This window comes from Azospirillum endophyticum, from assembly GCF_016595245.1.
Lineage (GTDB): Bacteria > Pseudomonadota > Alphaproteobacteria > Azospirillales > Azospirillaceae > Azospirillum > Azospirillum endophyticum.
The window spans coordinates 107,773-132,234 of the sequence record NZ_JAENHM010000023.1 but is presented as its reverse complement, the minus strand read 5'-3'; the positions used below and the strand labels follow the sequence as shown (position 1 = coordinate 132,234).

At 67.5% G+C, this 24,462-nt stretch carries 16 protein-coding genes; 8 read left to right on the top strand and 8 right to left on the bottom strand.

What is annotated here, in order from left to right; genetic code table 11:
• Positions 1-14: 14 nt before the first annotated feature.
• Both JHL17_RS06750 and JHL17_RS06745 read left to right on the top strand, forming a co-directional pair.
• Positions 15-461 carry a flagellar biosynthesis repressor FlbT gene (locus tag JHL17_RS06750; RefSeq protein ID WP_200191347.1) on the top strand — a complete coding sequence of 149 codons (447 nt, stop codon included), beginning with the start codon at positions 15-17 and terminating at the stop codon, positions 459-461.
• Positions 458-6,478 (top strand): tetratricopeptide repeat protein, encoded by a 6,021-nt coding sequence (locus tag JHL17_RS06745; RefSeq protein ID WP_200191345.1) that lies wholly within the window; start codon positions 458-460, stop codon positions 6,476-6,478. Before JHL17_RS06750 ends, JHL17_RS06745 begins: the two co-directional genes overlap by 4 nt.
• Before the next feature lie 75 nt (positions 6,479-6,553).
• Here JHL17_RS06745 and JHL17_RS06740 read toward each other — a convergent pair whose 3' ends face one another.
• The 3 genes from JHL17_RS06740 to JHL17_RS06730 all read right to left on the bottom strand — a co-directional run bounded on the left by JHL17_RS06740 (position 6,554) and on the right by JHL17_RS06730 (position 11,246).
• Entirely contained in the window at positions 6,554-6,733 is a 180-nt protein-coding gene (locus JHL17_RS06740; protein WP_200191343.1) for a YdcH family protein, read from the bottom strand.
• Positions 6,734-6,966: 233 nt separating this feature from the next.
• Entirely contained in the window at positions 6,967-7,644 is a 678-nt protein-coding gene (locus JHL17_RS06735) for a tetratricopeptide repeat protein (RefSeq protein ID WP_247893361.1), read from the bottom strand.
• A gap of 26 nt (positions 7,645-7,670) precedes the next feature.
• Positions 7,671-11,246: a tetratricopeptide repeat protein gene (locus JHL17_RS06730; protein WP_200191339.1), complete on the bottom strand. Its 3,576-nt coding sequence runs from the start codon at positions 11,244-11,246 to the stop codon at positions 7,671-7,673.
• Between the two features lie 134 nt (positions 11,247-11,380).
• Here JHL17_RS06730 and JHL17_RS06725 point away from each other — a divergent pair, with 134 nt between their 5' ends.
• Positions 11,381-12,634: a tetratricopeptide repeat protein gene (locus tag JHL17_RS06725; protein ID WP_200191337.1), complete on the top strand. Its 1,254-nt coding sequence runs from the start codon at positions 11,381-11,383 to the stop codon at positions 12,632-12,634.
• Here JHL17_RS06725 and JHL17_RS06720 read toward each other — a convergent pair.
• Positions 12,631-13,533 (bottom strand): tetratricopeptide repeat protein, encoded by a 903-nt coding sequence (locus tag JHL17_RS06720; protein WP_200191335.1) that lies wholly within the window; start codon positions 13,531-13,533, stop codon positions 12,631-12,633. The genes JHL17_RS06725 and JHL17_RS06720 overlap by 4 nt on opposite strands.
• Positions 13,534-13,745: 212 nt before the next feature.
• Here JHL17_RS06720 and JHL17_RS06715 point away from each other — a divergent pair, with 212 nt between their 5' ends.
• Positions 13,746-14,336, top strand: coding sequence for a hypothetical protein (locus JHL17_RS06715; protein WP_200191333.1), 591 nt, complete (start codon positions 13,746-13,748; stop codon positions 14,334-14,336).
• A 46-nt stretch (positions 14,337-14,382) separates the two neighbouring features.
• Positions 14,383-14,580 carry a hypothetical protein gene (locus JHL17_RS06710; RefSeq protein ID WP_200191331.1) on the top strand — a complete coding sequence of 66 codons (198 nt, stop codon included), beginning with the start codon at positions 14,383-14,385 and terminating at the stop codon, positions 14,578-14,580.
• Between the two features lie 24 nt (positions 14,581-14,604).
• Here JHL17_RS06710 and JHL17_RS06705 read toward each other — a convergent pair whose 3' ends face one another.
• On the bottom strand, positions 14,605-15,009 hold the full coding sequence (locus tag JHL17_RS06705) for a flagellar basal body rod protein FlgC (RefSeq protein WP_200191329.1): 405 nt from the start codon (positions 15,007-15,009) through the stop codon (positions 14,605-14,607).
• Between the two features lie 315 nt (positions 15,010-15,324).
• Between JHL17_RS06705 and JHL17_RS06700 the strand changes: the two genes are divergently transcribed.
• Positions 15,325-16,140: a PP2C family protein-serine/threonine phosphatase gene (locus JHL17_RS06700; protein ID WP_200191327.1), complete on the top strand. Its 816-nt coding sequence runs from the start codon at positions 15,325-15,327 to the stop codon at positions 16,138-16,140.
• Between the two features lie 9 nt (positions 16,141-16,149).
• Here JHL17_RS06700 and JHL17_RS06695 read toward each other — a convergent pair whose 3' ends face one another.
• Positions 16,150-17,760, bottom strand: coding sequence for a DUF4384 domain-containing protein (locus tag JHL17_RS06695; RefSeq protein WP_200191325.1), 1,611 nt, complete (start codon positions 17,758-17,760; stop codon positions 16,150-16,152).
• 222 nt (positions 17,761-17,982) lie between these two features.
• Between JHL17_RS06695 and JHL17_RS06690 the strand changes: the two genes are divergently transcribed.
• Positions 17,983-19,635: an alpha-amylase family glycosyl hydrolase gene (locus JHL17_RS06690; RefSeq protein ID WP_200191449.1), complete on the top strand. Its 1,653-nt coding sequence runs from the start codon at positions 17,983-17,985 to the stop codon at positions 19,633-19,635.
• A 186-nt stretch (positions 19,636-19,821) separates the two neighbouring features.
• A complete protein-coding gene (locus tag JHL17_RS06685; RefSeq protein WP_200191323.1) occupies positions 19,822-20,922 on the top strand; it encodes a TRAP transporter substrate-binding protein DctP in 1,101 nt (366 codons plus the stop codon).
• Positions 20,923-20,994: 72 nt separating this feature from the next.
• Here JHL17_RS06685 and JHL17_RS06680 read toward each other — a convergent pair whose 3' ends face one another.
• Together JHL17_RS06680 and flgK are read right to left on the bottom strand one after the other, a co-directional pair.
• Complete coding sequence (locus tag JHL17_RS06680) at positions 20,995-23,043, bottom strand: flagellin (RefSeq protein WP_200191320.1); 2,049 nt, start codon at positions 23,041-23,043, stop codon at positions 20,995-20,997.
• Complete coding sequence (gene flgK, locus JHL17_RS06675) at positions 23,040-24,449, bottom strand: flagellar hook-associated protein FlgK (protein ID WP_200191318.1); 1,410 nt, start codon at positions 24,447-24,449, stop codon at positions 23,040-23,042. Before flgK ends, JHL17_RS06680 begins: the two co-directional genes overlap by 4 nt.
• Positions 24,450-24,462 lie beyond the last annotated feature (13 nt).

The window sequence follows — 24,462 nt, the reverse complement described above, 5'->3', positions numbered from 1 at the left end:
CGGGTTCCTCGCTCATGCCACTCAAGTTCGTGCTTCGTCCCAACGAGAAGGTCATCATCAACGGTGCCGTCATCGGTGCCGGCGACCGTCCGGGCTCATTCTTCCTCTACAACACCGCGAATTTCCTGCGCGGACGCGAGGTGCTGAAGGAAGAGCAGATCGACTGCATCGAGAAGAAGCTCTATTTCGTCATTCAGCTCGTTTACATCTTCCCGGAAGACTCGACGCTGAACCTCCAGCGTTTCGCCTCGATCCTGGAGGAAACGCGCGAAGCGCAGCCCGATGCCGCCAAGACGCTGGACGAGATTGCGCGCCTAGTCGAAGGCCGCAACTACTACCGGGCGCTCAAGCTCTGCCGAAAATTGTTCAAAGGCGGGGATGGCGGTGCCGGCAACGATGGTGACTCGCCATCCGAAGCGCAGGCGCCCGACGACACCCCGATGACCGACCGGATGCCGTGACCGCTGCCGGTCTTTTCGATCCCGCATTGTCGCTGCACCGCGCCGGCCGCTTTGCCGAGGCGTTGGCGCTTTATCGCCGGGTCCTGACGGATGATCCGGCGAACGCCGACGCCCTGCACCTGTCAGCCATGATCGCCTATCAGACCAACCGGACCGCGGAGGCTCTTTCCTGCCTTGGCGCGGCGTTGGCGGTGCAGCCTCGTTTCCCCTCGGCCTACAACAGCCTCGGCAATATCCTGGCCGATCTGGACATGCTGGACGAGTCCCTGGCCGCCTATTCGGTGGCGATCAGGCAGAACGACCGTTATGCCGAGGCGTACGGCAACCGTGCCACCGTGCTCCAGCGCCTCGGCCAATGGGAAGAGGCGGCGCAGGCCTATGCCCGAGCGCTGACCTTAGATCCCGACAACCTCACGGCCCGGTTCAATTACGGGATCCTGCAGCGGGAAATGGGCCAGATCGCGCCTGCCGCCAATGCCTTCTATGCCGTGGTGCAGGCCGATCCGTCCCGTTCCGCCGCCTGGCGGCATCTGGCGATCTGCCTGCGCGGGCTGGGCCATCCGGATGCGGAGGCCTGCCTTTACCGCGCGCTGGAGGCGGCACCGGCCGATGAGGAGCTGTCGCTGGAACTGGGGGCGCTTCTGAACGGCCGGGGCAGCCATGAGACGGCCTGCGATATCCTGGCTCCGGCGGTCGAGGCCCATGCCGGGAATGCGCAATTGCATTTCACCTTCGGCACCGCCCTGCAAGGAACGGGGCGCCTGCGAGAGGCGGCCGTGCAATTCCGCTTGGCCCTGGACCGCGATCCGACGCTGCAGGGCGCCTGCAACAATCTGGGCGTGGCCTTGCTCGAACTCGGGGCGGACGATGCGGCGGCCCCGGTCCTGCGCCGGGCGATGGCGCTCAGTCCCGATGATGCCCTGGTGATCAACAATCATGGCACCTCGCTGGAGGACCGTTACGACCCCGAAGCCGATCTGGAGCGACCGGCGCGGTGGTATCGGCGCGCCCTGCGCCTTCGTCCCGACTACGGGAAGGCCCTGGTCAATCTCGCCGGGACCCACATCGCGAAGCGGCAGACCAATCGGGCCGGGGACCTTTATCGTCGAGCTGCGGCGGCCGACCCCAGGAACGTGGAGGTCTACGCCAATCTCGCCGGCCTTCTGCTCGACCGGGACGACATCGCCGGATCCGAGCGACTGTACCGGCGTGCCCTGACGATCGATGCCGGGAGCCCGGCGGCCTTGACCGGCCACGGCCTCGCCTTGCAGATGCTGGGCCGCACCGATGAGGCGGAAGCGGCCCATCGGCATGCCTTGGCGATCGATGGCCGCAACGCCGAGGCTGCCGGCAATCTCGGCATGATGATCTGGCATTGCCGTCAGGACGATGCGGCTGCCGAGCCCTGGATGGATCTTGCCCTGTCGCTCAACCCGGCGATGGGAACGGCTCACCTCAATCGTGGCATCCTGCGGCTCTGCCGTGGCGATCTGGCCGATGGCTGGGAGGATTATCGCTGGCGCTTCCGGGCCAAGGGCTATGTGAATCGCCGGATCGCCGCACCGCTGTGGCGCGGCGAGGACCCTTCCGGGCGGCGCCTGCTGGTATGGCGCGAGCAGGGGGTGGGCGACGAAATCCTGTTCGCCTCCTGCTATCCCTCGCTGATCGGGCTTGCCGAGCATGTGGTGATCGAATGTGACCGCCGGCTGGTGCCGTTGTTCGCACGATCATTTCCGCAGGCGACCGTCCGTGCGGAGTCGGTCGATGCGGCCGGCGATGAGACGATTCAGCCGCCGGGCGTCGACGCCCATCTGCCGGCCGGCGACCTGCCGGGGTTTCTGCGCGGCAGCCTGCCCGAATTCGACTCCCAAGGCCCCTGGCTGGTGCCGGAGCCGGCGCGGGTGGAGCTTTGGCGGGAACGGCTGGCCGGGCTGGGTCCGGGTCTGCGGGTGGGGATCGGCTGGCGCAGCCAGCTGATGACCGCCGAGCGCAAGGCCGCCTACGTGACGCTGGAGCAGTGGGGGCCGCTGTTTGCCCTTCCCGGCGTCGTGTTCGTCACGCTCCAGTATGGCGACTGCGAAGCCGAGCTTCGGGCGGCGGAGGAGCGCTTCGGCGTGACGATCCACCGCTGGGCCGACCTGAACCTGAAGGATGATTTCGACGGGGCGGCGGCGCTGACCGCCAACCTCGATCTGGTGATCTCGCCGGCGATGTCGGCGGGAGAGCTGGCCGGCGCGCTGGGCGTGCCGGTCTGGCGCTTCGGCACCCGCGACTGGACGCAGCTGGGAACCGGCGTGCGCCCCTGGTTCCCGGCCATGCGCCTGTTCCAGCCCAACCCCGGTGAAGGGCTGGAAGCCGTGGTTTCCCGGATGGCGAAGGAGTTGAAGCGGATGGCGGCTCTCGATTCTTCGGTGCGGCCAGCCGTTCCCAAGACGGTCGCAGAGCCGGACGCCGATGCCGACCGGCTGACGGCGGAGGCCGTGACCCTCTACCGTGCCGGCGATGTGGCGGCAGCGGAGGCGTTGGTGCGGCAGGCGCTCGCTATGGCGTCCGGTCATCCCGTCGCCCTGCATCTGGGCGGCGTGCTGGCGAAGCGGAACGGGTCATTGGACGAAGCGCGGGCGCTGTTGGTCCGTGCCATTGCAGGCGATCCGGTCAATGCCTCCGCCCAAGCCGCCCTATGCGAGGTTCTGCAGGGGCTGGGCCAATTGGATATGGCCGAGCATGTCTCCCGCGCCTGCGTCGCCCTACAGCCTGATGGGGCGGGGCATTGGGTCAACCGGACCGCTTTGTTGCGCCGGATGGGTGATGACGGTGCCGCCCGCCTCGCCATCGCCCGGGCCTTGCGTCTGCGCCATGATTTGGCGCCTGCCCATGGCCATCGCGCCGAACTGGCGACCTCTCCCCGGGATGCGGTGACGGCCCATCGCATCGCGGCCAGCCTGATGCCGGGGGCTGCCGATATCCTCAACAATCTCGGGACTGCTCTCCACAAAGCGGATCGTTTCGCCGAGGCCGAGCGTCTTTTGGATCGTGCGATCCGTTGCGACCCCGGCCTCGCGGTCGCCTGGACCAACCGGGGCAATGCCCTGGACGCGTTGGGCAGGGTCGCGGAGGCGGAGGCGTGCCACCGGGCGTCGATCGATCGTGGCTCGTCATTGGCCGACGCCCACGCCAACCTGGCCCATCTGCTGACGCGGCAGGGTCGCCATGAGGAGGCGTTGGCCGCGTTCGATGCGGCGCTGACCGCCGACCCCAAGCATGCACAGGCCCATTACAACCGCTCGCTCCTCCTGCTGGAGACGGGCACTCTCCGAACCGGCTGGACCGACCATGAATGGCGTTTCGCCACGCAGCAGTTCCGGAATCAGCGCCGCCGGCTGGTCATGCGGGCTTGGCGTGGCGAGAACATCGCCGGGCGCCGTCTGCTGGTGTGGCGTGAACAGGGCGTGGGCGACGAGATCCTGTTCGCCTCCTGTTATGAAGAGGCGATGCGGCGCACCAGACGCCTGGTGATCGAATGCGATCACCGGCTGGTGCCGCTGTTCGCTCGGTCCTTCCCCGATGCCGATGTTCGGCCGGAGAGTGCCGACCCGCGTGACGCCGATGTCCAGGTCGCCGCCGGCAGCCTTCCGCGCCTGCTGCGCACCGACCTGAAGCGTTTCCCCGGACGGTCGTCCTGGCTGGTGCCGGAGCCGGCACGGGTGGAGCTTTGGCGGGAGCGGCTGGCCGGGTTGGGTGCGGGCCTGCGGCTGGGGATCGGCTGGCGCAGCCAGCTGATGACCGCCGAGCGCAAGGCCGCCTATGTGCCGCTGGAGCAGTGGGGGCCGCTGTTCGCCCTTCCCGGCATCGTGTTCGTCACGCTCCAGTATGGCGACTGCGAGGCCGAGCTTCGGGCGGCGGAGGAGCGCTTCGGCGTGACGATCCACCGCTGGGCCGACCTGAACCTGAAGGATGATTTCGACGGGGCGGCGGCGCTGACCGCCAACCTCGATCTGGTGATCTCGCCGGCGATGTCGGCGGGAGAGCTGGCCGGCGCGCTGGGCGTGCCGGTCTGGCGCTTTGGCACCCGTGACTGGACGCAGCTGGGAACCGGCGTGCGCCCCTGGTTCCCGGCCATGCGCCTGTTCCAGCCCAACCCCGGTGAAGAGCTGGAAGCCACGCTCGTTTCAATGGCGAAAGCGTTGCGCGCCTCCGTATCACCGGGGTGGAAAGAAACATCGCCTGTCGGTGCCGGCTCTGACAAAACAACCGAGGACCGGACAGGCGAGGGCGAAATGGCAGATCCGGACCCCGACCCGGATCGATTCCTGGAACAGGCGGTCGCCGCCCACCGCGCCGGTGACGCCCATGCTGCCGCCCTCCTTTATGAACGGGTGCTGGCGCATCGCCCGCGGGATCCGGTGGCCCTCCACCTTGCCGGGCTGCTCGCCCACCAGTCGGGCACATCGGAACAAGGCGAAGCGCGCATCGCCCAAGCGGTCGCCGCAGCCCCGGATTATGCGACGGCGCATATCAGCCTGGGAAACGTCCGTCTGGCCCTCGGGCGGGTGGACCGAGCGGCGGCGAGCTTCCGGAGTGCCCTGACGCTCCAGCCGGGCAACGCTGCGGCGATGACCAACCTCGGCAATGCGCTCGACCTGCTAAGGCGGAGCGAGCCCGCGATACGGCTCCACCGGCGGGCGATCGCCGCCGACCCGACCTTGGCGGAGGCCCATGACAATCTGGGCGCCACGCTCGCCCGCCTGGGCCGCTGGGGCGAGGCCGAGCAAGCACATGGACAGGCACTTCGGCAGGCGCCAGGGCTTGAGGCGGGATGGGTGAACCTGTCATTGGCGCTGCGGCGCCTCGGGCGGCTGGAGGCGGCGGAGCGCGCTGGGCGCCGCGTTCTCGCGCTGGCTCCCGCATTGGCCGACGGAATGGCGAACCGCGGTCGGCTGCTGCGCGAAATGGGGAACGACGCCGAAGCGGGCCTGTGGTACGGACGTGCGCTGATGATGGAGCCCGCCCATGCGGCGGCCGCCTTCAATGGCGGGGTCCTGCATCTGGCCGCCGGCCGGCTGGCACAGGGCTGGGACGGTTACGACCGCCGGTACGATACGCGGGACCTGATGACGGCCGCTCGCCGCCCCGGAGTTCCGCCCTGGGACGGCAGGGACCTGTCGGGCAAGCGCCTGCTGATCTGGCGGGAGCAAGGGATCGGCGACGAGCTGATGTTCGCCCAGCGATTGCCGGAGCTGATCGCCCGGGCCGAACCGGTGGCTGCCCGAATCGTCGTCGAATGCGATCCACGCTTCGTTCCGCTGTTCACCCGCTCCTTTCCCCAAGTGACGGTGCGGTCGGCCCCGATCTCACCGGACGAGCCATCCGCCGGCGTCGACTGTCATGTCGCCCTCGGATCGCTGTCACGCCATCTGGGCACCTCGCTGTCGGCCTTCGCCGCGGTGGAGCCGGCATTGCGGGCTGATCCGGCGGAGGTCGAAGCCTGGTCCCGGCGGCTGGCCGGTTTGGGACAGGGCCTGCGGGTCGGCATTGCATGGCGCAGCGGCCAACTCGATCCGGAGCGTATGCCCGATTACACACGGATCGAGGATTGGCAGCCGGTATTGGCGCTGCCAGGTCTCATTCCGGTCAATCTGCAATATGGCGAGTGCGGGGCGGAATTGACGACGGCCCTCAACGCCTTCGGCCGGGCGCCGCATGCCTTCGCCGACCTCGATCTGCGCAACGATCTCGATGGCACGGCGGCTTTGATATCGGCCCTGGACTTGGTGATCGCACCGGCGACCTCGACTGGCGAATTGGCAGGAGCCTTGGGCGTGCCGGTCTGGCGGCTGGCGCGGATGGGAGACTGGACGGCGCTCGGCACCGGCATTCGGCCCTGGTTTCCGTCGATGCGGCTGTTCCGGACCGGTCCGGACCAGCGGGTGGGCGATCTGTTGCCGGCGGTGGCGGCGGAGCTTTCACGCTTGGGCAGGGTGGCCGATCGGAAAGTTGAGAATCAAAAAGCCGGGTAAGGCGATCCGCCTCAACCCGGCTTTTGACCCCCTGTTCAAGGGTGATGTCTTAAGGTCGATGCTGTGATGGGGGGATTAGTTTATCGTGGCGGTGCGCGTCAGGCGGTCGATTTCTTCTTTGACGTGCAGCTTTTCGAGCTTGAGGCGCTTCACCGCGCTCTCATCCGGCCAGGAGCGCTTTTCCTCGTCGAGGATCGCCCGGTCCAGGCGCATGTGCTTTTCTTGCAGAGACGAAAGGCGAGCTTCAGTGTGCATGAGTCGCTCTCCATAGGATCAGTCCACGTCCCGCCTCAATGTGACGGGCCGGTGACATCAGTGTTCACCGATCCGAAGCGCCGAACAACCCTAATCTTGCGTTTCATGCGATCGATTCATGCGAAAAAATTCCTCAACCGTTCAGATGTATGACAGCAGGTCGCAGGGGTGGGATCTTGAAATCACTTCGCGCAACACCATCCGGAGGTGATCAGACCCTTTGAACCAAATGGTTATGGTTCCGGCGGCAATTTTCCCGCGGCGGGTATGGTGTCGAAAAGAGCCCGACGTGCATCCCTATGGCCGGGCTGAAGCACCAGCGCGCGGCGATACCATCCGGCGGCCTCTTCATCGTGCCCCATTCGATGAAGGATCATGGCCAACCTGACGGCGACCGACGGCACGGTGGGGTCGATGCGGGCCGAACGATGCAGAGCTTCCGCCGCTTCCTCCGTCCTGCCGATCACGTCCAGTGCGGCGCCCCATTGGTGGAGCAGCGCTGGACCTGCACCGAACAGGGCCGCCCGGCCATAGGAGCCCGCCGCCGCCTCGGCATTTCCATTCTCGCGTTCGGCATGGCCGAGGCCTTCCAGCGCCGTGAGCAGGGCAGGGCTCAAGGTCAGGGCGCGGCGAAAGCTTCGAGCCGCGGCTTCTGCCTTTTGAAGCGCACGAAGAATTTTCCCATGGTTGACCGCTGCCTCGGCATCCGCCGAAGCTGACGCCGAGGCCCAGCCCAGCAGCCTGTCGGCCTGCTCCAGCCGCCCGAGTTGGGCGACCAGCAATCCGTGCCGGTGCAGGGCTTCCGCCCATGCCGGCTCGATGACCTGGATGCGGCGGTACAACGCCTCCGCCTCTTCGAAGCCGCCGGTCTGGTGGTGGTCGAATGCCTCGGCAAGCAGGTCGGCCGGCAAGCGGTCCGGCCGGATGCTGTCGGCGGTCATCGGGCCTGTGCCAATGCCGCCAAGGTGCGCACCGCCTGCCGAACGGCAGCGTCGAGCCCTTCGCCGTCCGTTGGCTGGATCAATCGCATCGATGGGAACCAAGGCCGCACGCCCGCCCCCATCTGCGTCCAATCGCGGGTGCCGAGCCGCCAAACCGGAACGCCCAATGCACCGGCCAGCTCACCGACCGCCGTGGCCGGCGAGATGACCAGGTCCAAATTGGCGATCAGGGCGGATACCCCTTCGAAATCATCCTTCAGGTTCAGGTCGTCCCATCGGTGCAGCCGGCGCGTGGGAGTTTCCACCCGGGCCAGTTCGGCAGTGCAGTCTCCATATTGCAGCATGACCACGCTGACACCCGGCAGGTCGAGCAGAGCTCCCCAATCGGCGAGGCCGGTGTAGGCGGCGGCCCGCTGTGCGGTGACGATCTGGCTGCGCCATGCCAGTCCGATCTTCAGGCCGGGCAGGGTGGCAAGGCGATCGCGCCACCGGGCGGTGCGGCCGGGATCGGGCCGCAGATAGGCGGGGCGGCTCGGAAAGCGGTCCATCCGGTCGCGGACCAAGGCCGGCAGTGTGCCCGCCGGCATCTGCAGGTCGCAATCCGGCGGTTCCACCGTCTCCCGCCCGGCGGCGTCCGCTGTTTCCGCCCTCACCGCGACCCAGGGGAAGGAACGGGCGAACAAGCTGACCAGCCGCCGGTCGCATTCGACCGTGACCGGCCCGTCCAGCTTCTGCAGGACATCGAAGCAGGAGGCGAACAGGATCTCGTCGCCCACCCCCTGTTCCGACCAGATCAGCAGCCGCCGGCCCTGCAATGTCTCCCCCCTCCAGACCGGCCGGTCGATGCGGCGGGCACGCTGCAACTGGCGGGCGGAGAAGCGGCGGTCATAGCCGGCCCAGCCCTCCGCGATGCGCCCGTCCGCCAAGTCCATCAGGCCCAGATTCCACGCGGCAAGCGCGAAGCCAGGGTCGATCCGCAAGGCGTGATGCAAATGCCCCTTCGCTTCCTCGGGTCGGCCGGCCAGCGTTGCCATGGTGGCGAGGTTGTTGTGGGCGTCGGCGGATTCGGGTTGCAGCGCCGAAGCCCGGCGGTAATGGCCGCTGGCTTCCACCGTACGTCCCGCCAATTCGCAGGCATGGCCGAGATTGGCATGGGCCGGCGGATGTTCCGGTTGGACGGCAATGGACCGGCGATGCAGCCGCATGGCCTCGTCCACCCTCCCGCAGGTCTGGTGGACGAGGCCCAGATGGGTCAGCGCCTCCGGAAAGGCGGGATGCAGCGTCAGCGCAACGGTGAAGGCACGGATTGACTCGGTGTGGCGCTTGTCCCCTTCGTGGACCAGTCCCAGATGGTTCCAAGCCTGGGGAAAGACCGGGTCGGTCCGCAATGCCTCGCCGATCAGGGCGAGTGCCTCGTCATTCCGTTCGGTCTGGTGCATCAGAAGCCCCAGCAGATGCAGCGCGTCGGCATGGCCGGGAGACTGGCGTCGCGGGTCGGCGGCGATGGCGGTGCGATAGGCGGTCTCCGCTTCCTCCAGTCGGCCGGCACGGTGAAGATCGGCGGCATGGTTCAGCAGGCCATCGAAATCGGCAAGCCGTTCAGGCTCGGGTGATGCCTTTGCCAGGCTGACTGTCGCCGGAGCCATGGCGGGAACGGGCATCGGCTCCGGCATCATGGCGCGCAACGCTTTCGCCATTGAAGCGAGCGTGGCTTCCAGCCCCTCTCCGGGGTTAGGCTGGAACAGGCGCATGGCCGGGAACCAGGGCCGCACGCCGGTACCCAGCTGCGTCCAGTCGCGGCTGCCGAAGCGCCAGACCGGCACGCCCAGCGCGCCGGCCAGCTCTCCCGCCGACATTGCCGGCGAAATCACCAGATCGAGATTGGCGGTCAGCGCCGCCGCCCCGTCGAAATCATCCTTCAGGTTCAGGTCGGCCCAGCGGTGGATCGTCACGCCGAAGCGTTCCTCCGCCGCCCGAAGCTCGGCCTCGCAATCGCCATACTGGAGCGTGACGAACACGATGCCGGGAAGGGCGAACAGCGGCCCCCACTGCTCCAGCGACACATAGGCGGCCTTGCGCTCGGCGGTCATCAGCTGGCTGCGCCAGCCGATCCCCACCCGCAGGCCCGACCCGAGCCCGGCCAGCCGCTCCCGCCAAAGCTCCACCAGCGCCGGGTCCGGCAGCAGCCAAGGGCCTTGGGCGTCGAATTCGGGCAGGCTGCCGCGCAGAAGCCCCGGCAGGTCGCCGGCCGGAACCTGGACGTCGCAGTCGGGCGGCACGAAGCTTTCCCGTGGGACATCGCCGAAAGCGTCACCGGTGCAGCTTTCGGCCCGCACTTCGGCCTTGGGAAAGGAACGGCGGAATAGGGTTACCAGCCGCGGATCGCATTCGAGGGTGACCGGCCCGCCCGCCCAGGCGACGACGTCCGGATAGCAGGAGGCGAACAGGATCTCGTCGCCCACCCCCTGCTCGCGCCACACCAGCAGCCGCTTGCCGCGCAACAGCTGCCCGCTCCAGCGTGGGATGGAGAAACGGCGGTTCGGCAGCACCTCGCCGGCGGCGAAGCGTCGTTCGTATCCCGCCCAGCCGCGCGGCAGATCACCGTGAAGAAGCGCCAGAAGCGACAGGTTATAGGTCGCGGTGGCGAGGTCGGGCTGCTGCGCCAGCGCCTCCTCGAAGCAGGCCGCCGCCTCCTCGAAGCGTCCCTGCGCCTGAAGCGCATTGCCGAGGTTGTAGCGCGCCTCCACGAAATCGGGATGCAAATCCAGCGCTTGGCGATGGCACAATTCGGCTTGGTTGGGACGCCCCAGGCGCTTCAGCACGCTGCCCAGATTGTTCAGCGCCGCGCCGTGGCGCGGGTTGCGCTTCAGCGCCTGGCGATAAGCGATCTCCGCGCTTTCCAAGGCTCCCTTCTGTTGCAGGACGGTGCCGAGGTTGTAATGAGCGGTGGCATCGTCGGGACGGTGTCGGGTCACCAGCCGATGCTGCGCAATGGCTTCGTCCAGCCGTCCGGTCATCGCCAGCGCGTCGCCCAGGTTGTTGTGCGCCTCCACCATGCCAGGCGCCAGCCGTACCGCGCGGTCCAAAGCCGTCGCGGCATCGGCATAGCGCCGTCGCGCGACATGGCTGTTGCCGAGATTGTACCAAGCCTTGGCGTAGTCCGGCTTCAGCGACAGCGCGGTGGCGAAGGCTTGCTCCGCCTCGTCGTGACGGCCCAGAGCGGCCAGCGCATTGCCCATGTTGTGTCGGCGTTGCGCCCCTTGCGGATCCAGTGCCGCGGCATTGCGATGAGCCCGCACCGCATCGGCCGGCCGGCCGGCGGCGGTCAGCGCGCTGCCGAGATTGTCCCAATAGTCGGCCACTCCCTTCGCTTGCGCCAGGGCTTTGCCGATCAGGGTCACCGCCTCGTCCGCGCGGCCCGACTGCAGGGCCAGGACCCCCAGAAGATGCAGCGCATCGGCGTTGCGCGGGTCGGCGGCCAGCACTTGGCGATAGCCACGCTCGGCCTCGGCGGCGCGGCCGGCCTGATGGTGTGCCACTGCCTGCGCCAGCATGTTGGTGTGCTTCGCCACGTTCCGGCCCCGTCCCTGACTGCCCGCACCCTCAAAAGGAGTGCCATCATCGGTGGATCACGATAAAGATGCCATTGATATCGGCGGCAATTCGACCGTCGCGGAGCTGGTGGCGGCAAAGGAGAAAACACGCGATGGCCGGGTCACGCTTGTCCTTGCGCGGGGGATTGCGGGGAGCCGCCCTGCCGCCGGCGGTGAAGCTCGGCCGGCAGGCCGACGCGCTGGCATCGGCCGGCGACACGGCTGGGGCGGAGGCGCTCTACGCCCGGGCGCTGGCCGCCGATCCGACCTTGGCGGGGACCCACAACAACCACGGCAATGCCCTGCGTGCCCTGGGCCGGTTGCAGGAGGCCGCCACCGCCTACCGCGCAGCCATTGTCCAGGGCCTGCATGAGGGGATGGCGCACTACAATCTCGGCTCCGTCCTGCGGCAGGCGGAACGGCATGGCGAGGCGCATGGGGCGTTCCGTCAGGCGCTGGCCCTGCGGCCGGACCATGCGGAGGCGTGGAACAATTGCGGGAACCTGCTGCGCGACCTCGGTCGTTTCGGGGAGGCGGCGATGGCCTACCGGCGGGCGCTGGCCCTGCGGCCGGAGTGGGCCGATGCCCACGACAATCTCGGTGCGGTGCTCTACCTGCTGCATGAGGAAGGCGGGACGGAGGAAGCGGAGACGCTGGCCCGGCTGTGGCGCCGCGACCATCCTGACAACCCGCTGGCCCGCCACATCGGCGCCGCCATCGCCGGCGAGGACGCCGACCCGCGCGCACCCGACGACTATGTGCGCCAGACCTTCGACCTGTTCGCGGAGGAGTTCGACCGCAAGCTGGCCGAGCTGGACTACCGCGCCCCGGCACTGCTCGCCGGGATGTTGGCCGACGATGCAGCGGCAGCCGGCCTCGACGTGCTCGACGCCGGCTGTGGCACCGGGCTGTGCGCAGCCTCATTGCGGCCCCATGCGCGCCGTCTGGTCGGCGTCGACCTGTCCGAAGGCATGCTGGAGCGCGCCCGCGCCCGCGCCCTGTATGACGAGCTGCATGCGGCGGAGTTGGTCGGCTTCCTCTCCGCAAGGCCGGGCGCTTTCGATCTCGTCATGGCTGCCGACGTATTCTGCTACTTCGGCATCCTTGATGAAGCGCTGGCCGCGGCCTGCGCCGCGCTGCGGCCCGGCGGCCGGCTGGCCTTCACGGTGGAGGAACTGGATCCGGCCGATGGCCGACCCCATCGCATCGCCACCCACGGCCGCTATGCCCATGCCGAGGCCTATATCCGGGCTGCGGTGGCGGAGGCCGGGCTGGAGTTGCGGCGCTGCGACCATGACCGGCTGCGCTTCGAAAGCGGGGAGCCGGTCATGGGGCTTGTGGTGCTGGCCGAACGGCCCGTCGTTTAAGGGGGCCGTCTCGGGCGGCGTGAGGCCGGTTTGGCCGCCGGTTTCGCCGGTGGTGGTGGTGGAAGTGGCGCCTGGTCCAGTGCATCGGCCTCGTCGGCACGGCCGAGCGAGCGGAGCGCCAGTGCCAGCGTATCGCGCGGAGCCGGATGGGCGGGATCGATGCGCACGGCATGGTGCAGCGGAGCCAGTGCCGCGTCGGTCCGGTTCGTCGCGGCCAGTGCGATGCCGAGGTTGAGCGCAGCCGACAGGAAATCCGGCACCAGCGACAGCGCATTGCGGAAAGCAATCACCGAATCCGCGCGCAGCCCTGCCGCAAAAAGGGCATTCCCCAGCAGGAAAGCGATGTCGGCATTTTGCTGGTCGAGTTCCGCGGCCCGGATCAGGTCGGTCAGGGCGGGCGTCACCTGTCTGGATTCCAGCCGCAGCCTGCCACGCCCAAGCAGCAGATCGACCAGCTTCTCCCGTGCCGGCTCCAATGCCGGTTCGATCTGCAGGGCACGCTCCAGCATTCCGGCGGTGGCATCGATGGCGGCCGGATCGCCGCGGCCATGCCGGGCAAAGGCGCGGTCGGTCCAAGCCTCTGCAAATTCAGGGCGGATCGACAGCGCACGACGATAGCAGAACTCCGCCTCGTCCAGGCGGTCCAGGCCGCGCAGCAGGTTGGCCCGGTTGGCATGGATGTCCGAGGCATCGGGACGCAGGGCCAGCGCCTTGTCGATCAGCGTCAGCCCGAACTCGCCGCGGCCGACCTGCCCGGCCAGGACGCCCAGGTAGTGCAGTGCATCCGGCTGCTCCGGTTCGACATCGAGGATGCGGGTGTAGAGTTCCTGCGCTTCGCCGAAGCGGCCGGCAAGATGCAGGTCGAGCGCCAGGGTCAAGGCTTCGAGGATCGTGGCCATGCGACAAGGCTTTAGGACGAGCGGCGGCGTTGCCGCAAGCCTGCACCATGGGACGTTCCGATTTTCGACGGGAACGCACCGGATCCGTGCATCCTGCTTTCACCGATGGGGGAGGGCCGCTCTCACCCAAATAAGTGTAAAGGAAGCCTTTACGCAGCCTTGGGATTACGGTAATTTAATGTTCAATTTTCACCGACACGGATAATCCGGTCATGAACGTGGCGGCAGCCACATCGACGGTCTCCCGGCCGTTCGCCTTCATGACGCCCCGCGGCAGCGATGCCGTAGAAACGGGGGCCGGCACCCGGACTCCGACCCCCAGCACCCCGGAGGGAGCAACCGGGACAGATGCGGCCGCCGGCGCAAACGAGCCTCTGGTCAACCGTTTCCCGTCCATCGCCTTCAGTTACGACACCGATGCCTCGCGGCTGGTGATGCTGTACCGCGATCCGGCCAGCGGAAAGACGGTGTCGCAGATCCCGACCGAATCGGCACTGAAGCAGTACAAGGAAAACCAGCAGAAGGAAAAGGATGCGGAGCGCGCGTCGCTGCTGAAACTGACGGTCGGCGGGAGCGGGCCGGGGAGCACGCAATCGGCAGCCCATGGGCGTGCCGGGACCGACCCTTCCCTGGCTTCCGGCGGTGGGGCTGTTGGACGTGGCACCTGGGCCATCGACTCTTCAGGGGGCGCTTCACGGCCTGCCGCTCCGGCTGCGCTCGCGGCTTCCGTGGTGGCAGCTTCTGTGGCACAATCGTCCTCGGCCATAGCGCCATCCGCCGCGCGGGTGAATATGGTGATTTGAGGTCCCCCTCTTCGACGGGGGCTATTTCCAGGGGTTCGAGATGGGCATGGACGTCACGTCGTCAACCGCCGGTGCGGCGATGGCCCTGAAACAGGCTCAAGGGCAGATGGATTTCGGCGTGAAGGCGCTGAACCGGAATGCGGAGCAGCAGCAGGCGTCGGTGGCGGCCCTGGTCCAGCCGGCCGGCGATTCCGGCGGCAACACCACCCCGACGCGCGGGCAGACCCTGAACATCGCCGTCTGACCCCGCCGTATCGAAGCCTGACGCCTAGACCTTCGAATCGAGCAGCGACGTCAGCATCTGATCCTGGGTGCGGACGACCGCGATGTTGGCGCCGTAGGCGCGGTTGGCCGCCATCTGGTTGATGCGCTCCGTCGCCAGATCGACATTGGGCGCCGCCACCATCCCGTCGCCGTTCGCGGCATCGTCGTCCGGCGCATATTCCTGCAGATAGGCCGGGGTGATCGGCGTGAAACTCGCGCGCGTGCCGGGATTCCCGTCGGTCTGCGCCACCGCCAAGGGCTGATAGGCCACAGGCTTGCCGTCAGCCGTGCCACCCGTCGTCGGAACGGCGCCGGTGGAACGGACATTCGCGACGTTGGAGGCCGAGGCGTCGAACCGCCGCGTCTGGGCCGTCAAACCGCTGAGTGCGATGCCGATGCTGCCGACCATTGCACTCCCATCTTTCGTCAGGCCAAGTAACGGGGGAAGTCTAGCACACCGAACCGCCAGGACCACCCGGGCAACTGCTCCGACCATGCAATGACGACGAAGTTATGTCTCCCGATCATCGGCCGGCGCAATCGTCCGGTCAGTCATTCGCCGCTGTATCTTTGGCGGAGCTTGCGCCATTATCGCGCAAACGGCCGTGCTCCGGTCCCGTGTTACCGGTTCGCTCCGGTGTTTCCGGTCCCGATGGAGCCGGTCCGGGAATCCGGTCCAGCATCCCTGGATCTTGACAGCCGCGAGACGGGAGCCGCCGCCTGAATGCCGAACGCCGCCTTTGTCCTGACCGTCGCCGGACTGACCGATGTCGGGCGAACACGCTCCCGCAACGAGGATGACTTCCAGGTCAGTGCCGGCGGTGAATTCGCGGTCGTCTGCGACGGGATGGGGGGACATGCCGGTGGCGACATCGCCAGCCGCAAGGCGGTCGAGGTGATCTGCGGCTTCCTGCAGGATCATGCGCAGGTCGAGCCGATCACGGTGGTGGACCGCGAAGATGCCGACCGCACGCAGACCGACCCGTCCGCAGCCCAGCCGGCGGTGCGTCTGGCGCTGTCCGTCGCCCGGTCGGCGGTGCAGCAGGCCAACCGGGCGATCCACGACCTGAACCAGGCCCGTGGATTTGCGCAGGGGCGCGGCATGGGCACCACCGTCGCCGGTGTCTGGCGGGTTCCGGGTACGGCGCAGATGGTCGTCTTCCATGCCGGAGACAGCCGGGTCTACCGCCTGCGGGACGGCGAACTGCGCACCCTGACCCGCGACCACAGCCTTTATCAGATCTGGCTGGACAACGGCGGCCGGGGAACCGCGCCGCAGCGGAACATCATCGTCAGGGCGCTCGGCACCGCGGAAGAAGTGGAACCCGAGGTCGGCGTGCATTCGCTGATGCCCGACGACGTCGTCATGCTCTGTTCGGACGGGCTGAACGGCATGCTGCCGGATGGCGTTATCGCCCGCATTCTGCGTGACGAACCGGAGCCGGCCCGTGCCGCCGCCGCCCTGATCGACGCGGCCAACGCGGCCGGCGGGCAGGACAATGTCACCGCAGTGGTCGGCCGCTTCATCGCCACCGCGTGATCGTCCGCATCACGGCCCGGTGACGATGAAGCGCGCATCCGCCAGCGGTACCGGCGCATCCGCTGGGATTGTCGCCAGCGCGTCCGCCAAGGCAAGCAGATAGTCGGCGGCGGATTCCTGTTCCGGCCTGGGGGTGGGGAACAGCGCCGCCGCCGTGGCGATGGTCAGCAGCATCTCGGTGCCGAAGGGCGGACCGATGGTCCAAGACCGCTCGCTCTTTCCCGTTTCGCCACCGGGATCCTTGCCAAGCCGGCGAGACGCACCGGCGGGAAGTGCGGCATGGCTGTCCGACGGGTTGGGCAGCAGATGGACGACGGTGCCGTCGATGGTGAAATAGTCGACCTGCAATTGCACCGGATGCGCAGGTGCCCGGATTTCCAGGATCAGCGGCTCGCCGGCATTCAGCGCTGGCCCTGCCGGCACGGTCGCCGTCAACGGGTCCGCAAGCTCCCGGTTGGCGTCCAGCGCCGCGGCGACGCTGCCCAGGGGCGCGCAGAACTGTGCATCCGCGGTGGCGAGGTCGAAGCCGTGGTCCCAGCCGGCGGCAAGGGCTTCGACCGTCTCGCGCACCTCCGTCTCCGCCTGTTCCCCCGCCACCGTCCCGGATGCCAGCAGGCGGCCGCCGACCGCCTCCACGCCGACCAAGGCGCAGGGGATGGAGCGCAACGCCTGCGCCACCGCATCGACCGGCGGTCGCTTGGCCGTCGTCGTCGGCACCGTCGACGGCAGGACTGGGTCGGCTGTCGCAACCGTCGCGGCTTCCGCCGTCTTCCCAGGGGAAGGGACGGGGAGAGGGGCGGGGGACGGCAATGGGCGATCCGAGACCGCTACGACGGCAAGGCCGCCCATCAACGCGCTGCCCGCCAGAAGCATGACGCCGAGCCATGGCGGCCGGCGGCGCGAAAGCGCCGGTCCGGCCGGCGGAGGGGGAACGGGCGCCTCGTTCACGCTGGCGACCGCACGCTGCAGGGAAAGCGCGTCCGGGAAGGCGCCGGCTCCACCATTGCGCAGTTCCGTCAGCAGGGCAGCCACCCCCGGATGCCCGGCATGTGCCGTCAAGAGCCGTTCCGTCAGCCGCATGGCAGCGGACAGATCATCCCGTCGGCCGGCCTGTATCGCGGCCGGTGCCGCCCGGCCGAACCCCGTGACCATCGTCATCGCGCCGCTGTGACGGATTGTGTCCGCGTTCAATGCGCCATGGACGACTCCAACATGGTGGGCCGCGGCAAGCGCGTCCAGAACGCGGTCGAGCGTCGCAAGTGCCTCCTCCCGACCCAGGGGACCGTCGGCCAGCCGCGCCCCGAGTGCCGGACCATCCGCCGGCATGGTCGCGACGAATGCGATACCGCCATGCTCGCCGGACGCGAGGATGGTGGGAATGACGGGATGGGAAAGCCGGGCCGCGGCGGCAGCCATGTGGCGGAACCGTTCCAGCGCCCCGGCATCGGTGCACAGGCGGGCCAGCGGCACCGCCCACAGCGCCACCATCCGGCCGCTCATATCCACCGCGCGGTGCAGCCGAGCATCGCCCTCCCGTTCGACCAGGTCGAGCAGCCGATAGCGGCCGAGCCGCCGGTCCGCACCGGTCGCCGTTTCGGTCGCTGCCGTACTCCGTCGCATTCCCACTCCCCGATCAGAGCCGCTGGTATAGCCGCTGCGCAACGCAACGGCCAAGATCCACGGCACCCATCCGCAAGATGCTGTCCCGACGGCCGACCTTCGCGAAAGGCCGGACCCTGTGATCACGAACGGCCGGTAACCTTTCGTTAGCCATGGCAGGGGAAGCTGATACCGCGAACCGCTAATGCGACCTCCGGCGCGGAGCCTGCTGCCTTGCCCCAAATGTCCCCCTTGCCCTCACCGTCGGCTGCCAATCTCTCCTGGCTGAACGGCGCGGCGCTCTACCAGATCTACCCGTTGAGCTTCCGCGACCGCGGCGGCGACGGTTGGGGCGACCTCGACGGCGTGATCGAGGGGCTGGAGTATGTGGCCGCGCTGGGGGTGGACGGGGTGTGGATCAGCCCCTTCTATCCATCGCCGCGGACCGATTTCGGCTATGACGTCGCCGACCACCGGGCGGTGGATCCGCGCATGGGCAACCTCGCCGTTTTCGATCGGCTGATCGAGCGCGCCCACGCGCTGGGCCTGAAGGTTCTGGTCGATCTGGTCTGCGGCCACACCTCCAACGCCCATTCCTGGTTCGTCGACAGCCGGCGGTCGCGGGATGGCGAGAAGGCCGACTGGTATGTCTGGGCCGACGCAAAGCCCGACGGCACCGCGCCCAACAACTGGCTGTCGGTCTTCGGCGGAGCCGCCTGGACCTGGGAGCCGCGGCGGCGCCAGTATTACCTGCACCATTTCCTGTCCAGCCAGCCGGCACTGAACCTGCACCATCCCGCGGTGATGGACGCCCTGTGCGAAACGGCGGAATTCTGGATGGCGCGCGGCGTCGACGGCTTCCGCATCGACGCCGTGGACTTCTTCGCCCATGACCCGCAGCTGCGCTCCAACCCCGCCGCCGTCTGGCGCGATCCGGAACCTCCGCTGAAGCCCTTTGCCCTGCAGCAGCACGTCTACGACATGATGCACCCGGCGATCGCCGGAATCCTGTCCCGCCTGCGCGAGACGGTGGAGCGCCATCCAGGCCGCGTCCTGCTGGGCGAGCTGTCGAGCCAGCCCGGCGCCGGCCAGCGCATCGCCGCCTATTGCACCCCGCAGGGACTACACGCCGCCTACACGCTGTCGCTTGCCAAGCAGCCGTTCAGCGCCAAGAGGTTCGCGCAGGCGCTGGGTACGGCGGGGCGGCCGGACTCGATCTGCTGGAGCCTGTCCAACCACGATGTGGAGCGTGCCGCCAGCCGCTGGTTGCCGGCCGGTGCCGACCCGCAATCCTTCAATGCCCTGCTGGCGATGCTGGCGGCGGCGCTGCCCGGGACCGTCTGCCTCTATCAGGGAGAAGAGCTGGCCCTGCCCAACGCGGCGCTGGAACAGCATCAGCTGCGCGATCCCTTCGGCATCACCTATTGGCCCGATTTCCAGGGTCGCGACGGCAGCCGCACCCCGATGCCCTGGCGGGCCGCCGAACCCAACGCCGGCTTCACCATCGCCGAGCCCTGGCTGCCGGTGCCCGATGCCCATTTCGACCTCGCGGTGGACCGCCAGGATCGGACCGCCGGCAGCCCGCTGGCGGTGTGGCGTGCGGCACTTTCCCTGCGCCGCGATCTGCAGGCCCTGCGCACCGGAACCGTCGCCGCCGTCGAGGAGCATGGCGACCTGCTGTCCTTCGAGCGCGCAACGGGGGAGGAGCGTCTGCTGGCCGTCTTCAACATGGCCGACCGGCCGGCCGAATTCGCGCTCCGTGGTCGTGGCGAACCGGAAGCCTTGCCCGTCCCGCGCGCACCCGGTGCCCTGTCGCCGGAACTTGCCGCCGACGGACGGACGTTGGTGATGCCACCCTTGTCGGTCTTCCTGGGGCGTCTGCGGCCGGCCTCCTGACGCATCTCCGCACCGCCTTTCGAGGGTGCCGGTTCCACCCTCGAAAGGCAGGCATGCACATTTATGCGATGCGGGACGCTGCAGCGGATGCTTTGTTACACGCTCGCCTAAGCAGCTGTAATTCCCTGATTCATCGCGGTTCATGGAAATTGTCAGCAATAGCAATAATCTTGCGGAGTAGCGGGAGTGGAAAGAAGAGCGTTTCTCACCAAGGCCGGTGTCGGTGCCGTTTCGACCGTTGCCGCCTCGACCCTCGCGGCCCCGGCCATCGCGCAGACCCAGCCAGCCATCCAGTGGCGCCTGGCTTCGAGCTTCCCGAAGAGCACCGACATCCTCGTCGGCACGTCCGAACTGATCGCCAAGCGCGTGTCCGAGGCGACCGACGGGAAATTCCAGATCCGCGTGCATGCCGCCGGTGAGATCGTCCCCGGCCTGCAGGTGCTGGACGCCGTGCAGAACGGCACCGTCCAGTGCGGCCACACCTGCGGCTATTACTATGTCGGCAAGGACCCGACCTTCGCCTTCGACACCGCGATTCCCTTCGGCCCGAACGCCCGCCAGCAGAATGCCTGGTTCCAGTACGGCGGCGGCCAGGAGGTGATGCGCGCCTTCTTCGCCAAGCACGGCATCGTCCAGTTCCCGGCCGGCAACACCGGCGCCCAGATGGGCGGCTGGTACCGCAAGGAAATCAAGTCGCTTTCCGATTTCAACGGCCTGAAGATCCGCATAGCCGGCATCACCGGCCAGATCATGGCCAAGCTGGGCGCCGCCCCGACCCAGATCGCCGGCAGCGACATCTATCCGGCGCTGGAAAAGGGCACCATCGACGCAGTCGAATTCGTCGGTCCCTATGACGACGAGAAGCTGGGATTCGTCCAGGTCGCCAAATACTACTACTATCCGGGCTGGTGGGAAGGTGGGCCGCAGGTCTCGCTCTACATCAACCAGAAGGAATGGGAGGCCCTGCCCAAGTCCTATCAGGCGATCCTGACCGCCGCCTGCGGCGAGGCGAACGGCGCGATGACCGCCCGCTACGACGCGGAAAACGCCAAGGCGCTGAAGCGGCTGGTCGCCAAGGGTGCCTTGCTGCGCCCCTATCCGCGCGACCTGATGGAGGCTGCCCACAAGATCGCCTTCGAGCTGTACGACGACATCGCGAAGACCAACCCGGACTTCAAGGCCGTCTACGACAGCTGGAAGCCTTTCCTCGAAGAGGTGCAGCTGTGGTTCCGCGTGGCGGAACTGCCCTACGACAACTTCACCCAGTCGGCCGGCCGCTCCAAGTAACGGCGTCCGGGTTTCGACGGAATGCGGGGGGTGGCCGGTTCGGCCGCCCCTTTTTCTTGGCCGCGCTCCGTGTCAGGCCAGGTAATTCAGCAGCGACAGCTTCTGCGTCTGGCCGGCCACGGTGTAGGTCGCCTGCTGGACATTCATCGCGCTGCTCAGCCGGGCCGCGACTTCGGTCGGGTCGACGCCTTCGATCTTGGCGACGCGGTCGGTCAGGCTGGCGATCGAGTCCGTGTGGGCATCCTTGGTGGTTTCCAGCGTGGCGGCGTCGGACGCGACCTTGGCATGGACCGAGCGGATCTGGTCGGACGCCTGGGTCAGCATCTCGCGCGCCTGGGCGCTGTATTCCGTCCATTTGCCGGGGTTGGCCGCCGCGGTCCGCACCAATTGCATCGCCTTCACCAGGGTCTGGAAGGCCTTGTCGTCGGCGCTGACCCCGTAGGTCAGGTTCAGGTTGTCGTCGATCGTGACCTGCGACTTGCGGTACGCATCGGCATTCTTTCCCTTGGTCAGATATTCGGCGTCGTAGAAGGGCAACTCCGGCGGATCGGTATAGGGGACGTTGATCAGGCTGTCCTGCTCCGGCGGCAGGGTGCCGACGGAAATGGTGTTCTGCAGCGATCCGTTCGTCACCTTGGCGCTGGTCGAGAACAGGGAACTCCGGCCGGGATGGTTGGGGTCGGCGTTGGCCGTGCTGGTCAGCGCGATGCCCGGGCCGTTGCCGAGAGCGTCGATGGTGACCGGCGGTGGCGGCTTCAGCGTGGCGAACTGCTGGCGCAGCTTGTCGGCCACCTGACCGACGCCGGTGACGCCGCCGGCATAGTCGGTGTCGCTGACCGTGTAGCTTACCGTGTAGGTCTGGTAGGGCGGCAGGTCGCGCGGCTCGTTGGGGTTCTTCGTGTAGTAGTTCTGGTTGTAGGGGTCGTCGGGATCGCCGACCGCGACCGTGAATTCGAAGGTATCGCCGATGTCCACCGCCGCGCCGTTCAGGGTGAAGCGGTCGACCTGCGCCTGGGCCGTCGTCGGCGCCTGAGTGGTGGAGGGTGTATCGACGCTGTTCTCCACCGTGGCCGAGTTGACGACGCGGGCCGACAGGTCGAACTTCTGTCCCGGCTGCTGGCCGACCAGCGAGATGATGCCGTTGGAGGTCGACACCGTCATCGGCAGCGGCGGATTGGCGGCATTGATCTGGGTGGTCAGGGTCTGGGCGACGAAGGTCAGCGTCTTCGGATCGGCGGCCTGGATCTGGTAGCTGAAGGTCTTGCCGGAAACATTCACCTCGAAATAATCGTCGGTGTTCACCACCGCGCCGTTCAGCGTGATCTTGCTGGTCTGCGTCGTCGCCATCAGGTCGGTGACCGGTTCCGTCGAAAACCGCGAGCCGGCGAACAGGTAGCGGTCGCCGAAGCGCTGGTTCATCAGCGCCTGGATGTCGCGCATGGCGCCCTCGGCCCGGTCCTTCACCTGGTCGGCCTGCGGGAAGCTGACCGAGAAGCTGCTGCTCGACGCCGCCTTCAAGCTGTCGAAGGTCAGGTTCAGGATCGCGCCCTCGCCGGGACCGCCGGCGATGTTGAAGTTGTAACCCTTGCCGTCGTTGGGCGGGGTGGTGCCCAGGTTGATGGCGCGGGTGGTCTTGCCGCCCAGCCCGTCGGTCACCGTCACGTCGAAGGTTCCGTTGCCGCCCTGCTGCGACGGAACCGCGGTCACCGTATAGTTGGCGCCGACCGTCAAAGTCGACTTGGAGCTGTCGATCGACAGCTTCATCCCGTCCGGGTTGGTATTGATCGCCGAGGTGACGCTGGCCGGGCCCGGCTGGAAGGGGAAGGTGGTGCTGGAGGTCCAGCTCGACACGATCGATTCCAGGGACGTCAGCACCGTGTCCGTCGCCTTGACGCGCGGGGCGGCGGTGTTGATGCTCTGAATGTAGTTGTCCTTCTTCGCCATCTCGGCCCGCAGGTCCAGAAGCTTCTGCACCTCCGGACCATAGGCGTTCAGATCGATCGACTTCTTGCCCGTGGTCAGCTGTTCGGACAGTTTGTTGATGTCGTTCTGGCCTCCGGACAGGTTCCGGACGAGGCTCATGTATTTCGAGTAGCTGCTGACTCCCGTTATCGAGCTCATCGGACCACCGCCTCCAGCGCATCAAACATTGCATTGGCCACTTGCATGACCCGTGCCGAAGCCTGGTAGGAGGTCTGGAGCTGTTGGAGCTGGGCGATCTCCTCGTCGATGTTCACGCCCGTCTGCGACTGGTAGCGCTCGCTGAGGAGCTGCATCGACGCCTTGTTGGAATCGCTGGCGGTGTTGGCCGTCTTGGCGGCGGCCATCCAGGTGCCGGTGATGGCACTCCCCATCGCGCTGTAGGTGGTGTCCTTCATCTGCAGCCCGTCGGCATTGAAGCTGCGGCCGGGGGCATTGACCGCCTTGACCATGCCGTCGATGGCGGATTGCTTGATCTTGCTGGTGTTGTCCAGAAGCTTGGGGTTGATCGTGATGGTGAAACGGTCGTCGCCGGTGAAGAATTGGCTGGTCTGTTCCCCGGCGGCGGCGGGGCTCGCGTCGTCATAGGCGTCGGCGAAGCTGGTGGGCTCGCCCGGCTTGGTCGGGCCGGTGAAGGCCTTGGCGAACTCGTCCAGCTGAGACCGCAGCTTGCGGATGATCTCCGTCGTCGGATCGCCGCTGGCGGGGGTCGGCGGCTCGGTCGTCGAGCCGTCCTTGCGCATCTGGATCAGCGAGCCGAGCTTGCCGGTGGTCAGATGGTTGTTGATCGAGGTGACCTGATTGCCGACCTGTAGGTTGATGTTGCCGCCGTCATAGGAAAGATTTGCCGGCTGGGCATCGACCAGCGCCAGACCCGACGGGGTGAAGATCGCCAGACGGCCGTCCGCCCGCTCCACGGTACGGATGCCCATATAGCCGCTCAGTTCGCGGACCAGCCCGTCGCGCTTGTCGGCGACGGCATCGGCGGCGGAGCCCTGGCCCTGCAGCGACACCATGTCGTTGTTGATCGAGTTGATCTGCTTCAGCAGGTCGTTGACCGTATCGACCGATTTGGTGATGTCCGACTTCATGTCGCGATCGATCTGTTCCACGCCCTCGGACACGCGGCGGATCTCGCGCGAAAAGGCTTCGGCCGTCTGGACCAGCTGGTACTGCGCCGTTTCGTCTTCCGGCGAGGTGGACAGCGTCTTGATCGCGGCCTGGAACTTGTCGGCATAGTCGTTCAGCAGCGGCGTACCGTTTGTGGTGCGCATCAGGTCGCCCAACTGCTGCATGTAGGTCGACGTCACCTGAGACCCGCCGTCGCGCGAGGTCAGGTCCATCACCTGCGCCATCAGGGCCTTGTCGACTTCCCGGCGATAGGTCGTGCTGATGACCTGACCGCTGGCGTCCACCGATTGCTGGGCGGTGTGGCGGGTGCGGTTCGGGTCGTTGGCCTGCGCGATGTTGTCCGAAACCAGCTTGACGTTGGTCTGGACCGTGCGCAGCCCGGCCGTGGCACTGTTCAAGGCTGCGAAGAGGGACATGGCAGGAGACCTT

Excerpts from the sequence above, each read along its gene's own strand:
- JHL17_RS06695 (WP_200191325.1), bottom strand. The coding sequence starts at position 17,760 with ATGCGACGGAGTACGGCAGCGACCGAAACGGCGACCGGTGCGGACCGG.
- JHL17_RS06720 (WP_200191335.1), bottom strand. The coding sequence starts at position 13,533 with ATGGCCACGATCCTCGAAGCCTTGACCCTGGCGCTCGACCTGCATCTT.
- JHL17_RS06705 (WP_200191329.1), bottom strand. The coding sequence starts at position 15,009 with ATGGTCGGCAGCATCGGCATCGCACTCAGCGGTTTGACGGCCCAGACG.
- JHL17_RS06725 (WP_200191337.1), top strand. The coding sequence starts at position 11,381 with ATGGCCGGGTCACGCTTGTCCTTGCGCGGGGGATTGCGGGGAGCCGCC.
- JHL17_RS06700 (WP_200191327.1), top strand. The coding sequence starts at position 15,325 with ATGCCGAACGCCGCCTTTGTCCTGACCGTCGCCGGACTGACCGATGTC.
- flgK (WP_200191318.1), bottom strand. The coding sequence starts at position 24,449 with ATGTCCCTCTTCGCAGCCTTGAACAGTGCCACGGCCGGGCTGCGCACG.
- JHL17_RS06690 (WP_200191449.1), top strand. The coding sequence starts at position 17,983 with ATGTCCCCCTTGCCCTCACCGTCGGCTGCCAATCTCTCCTGGCTGAAC.
- JHL17_RS06740 (WP_200191343.1), bottom strand. The coding sequence starts at position 6,733 with ATGCACACTGAAGCTCGCCTTTCGTCTCTGCAAGAAAAGCACATGCGC.
- JHL17_RS06750 (WP_200191347.1), top strand. The coding sequence starts at position 15 with ATGCCACTCAAGTTCGTGCTTCGTCCCAACGAGAAGGTCATCATCAAC.
- JHL17_RS06710 (WP_200191331.1), top strand. The coding sequence starts at position 14,383 with ATGGACGTCACGTCGTCAACCGCCGGTGCGGCGATGGCCCTGAAACAG.
- JHL17_RS06715 (WP_200191333.1), top strand. The coding sequence starts at position 13,746 with ATGAACGTGGCGGCAGCCACATCGACGGTCTCCCGGCCGTTCGCCTTC.
- JHL17_RS06680 (WP_200191320.1), bottom strand. The coding sequence starts at position 23,043 with ATGAGCTCGATAACGGGAGTCAGCAGCTACTCGAAATACATGAGCCTC.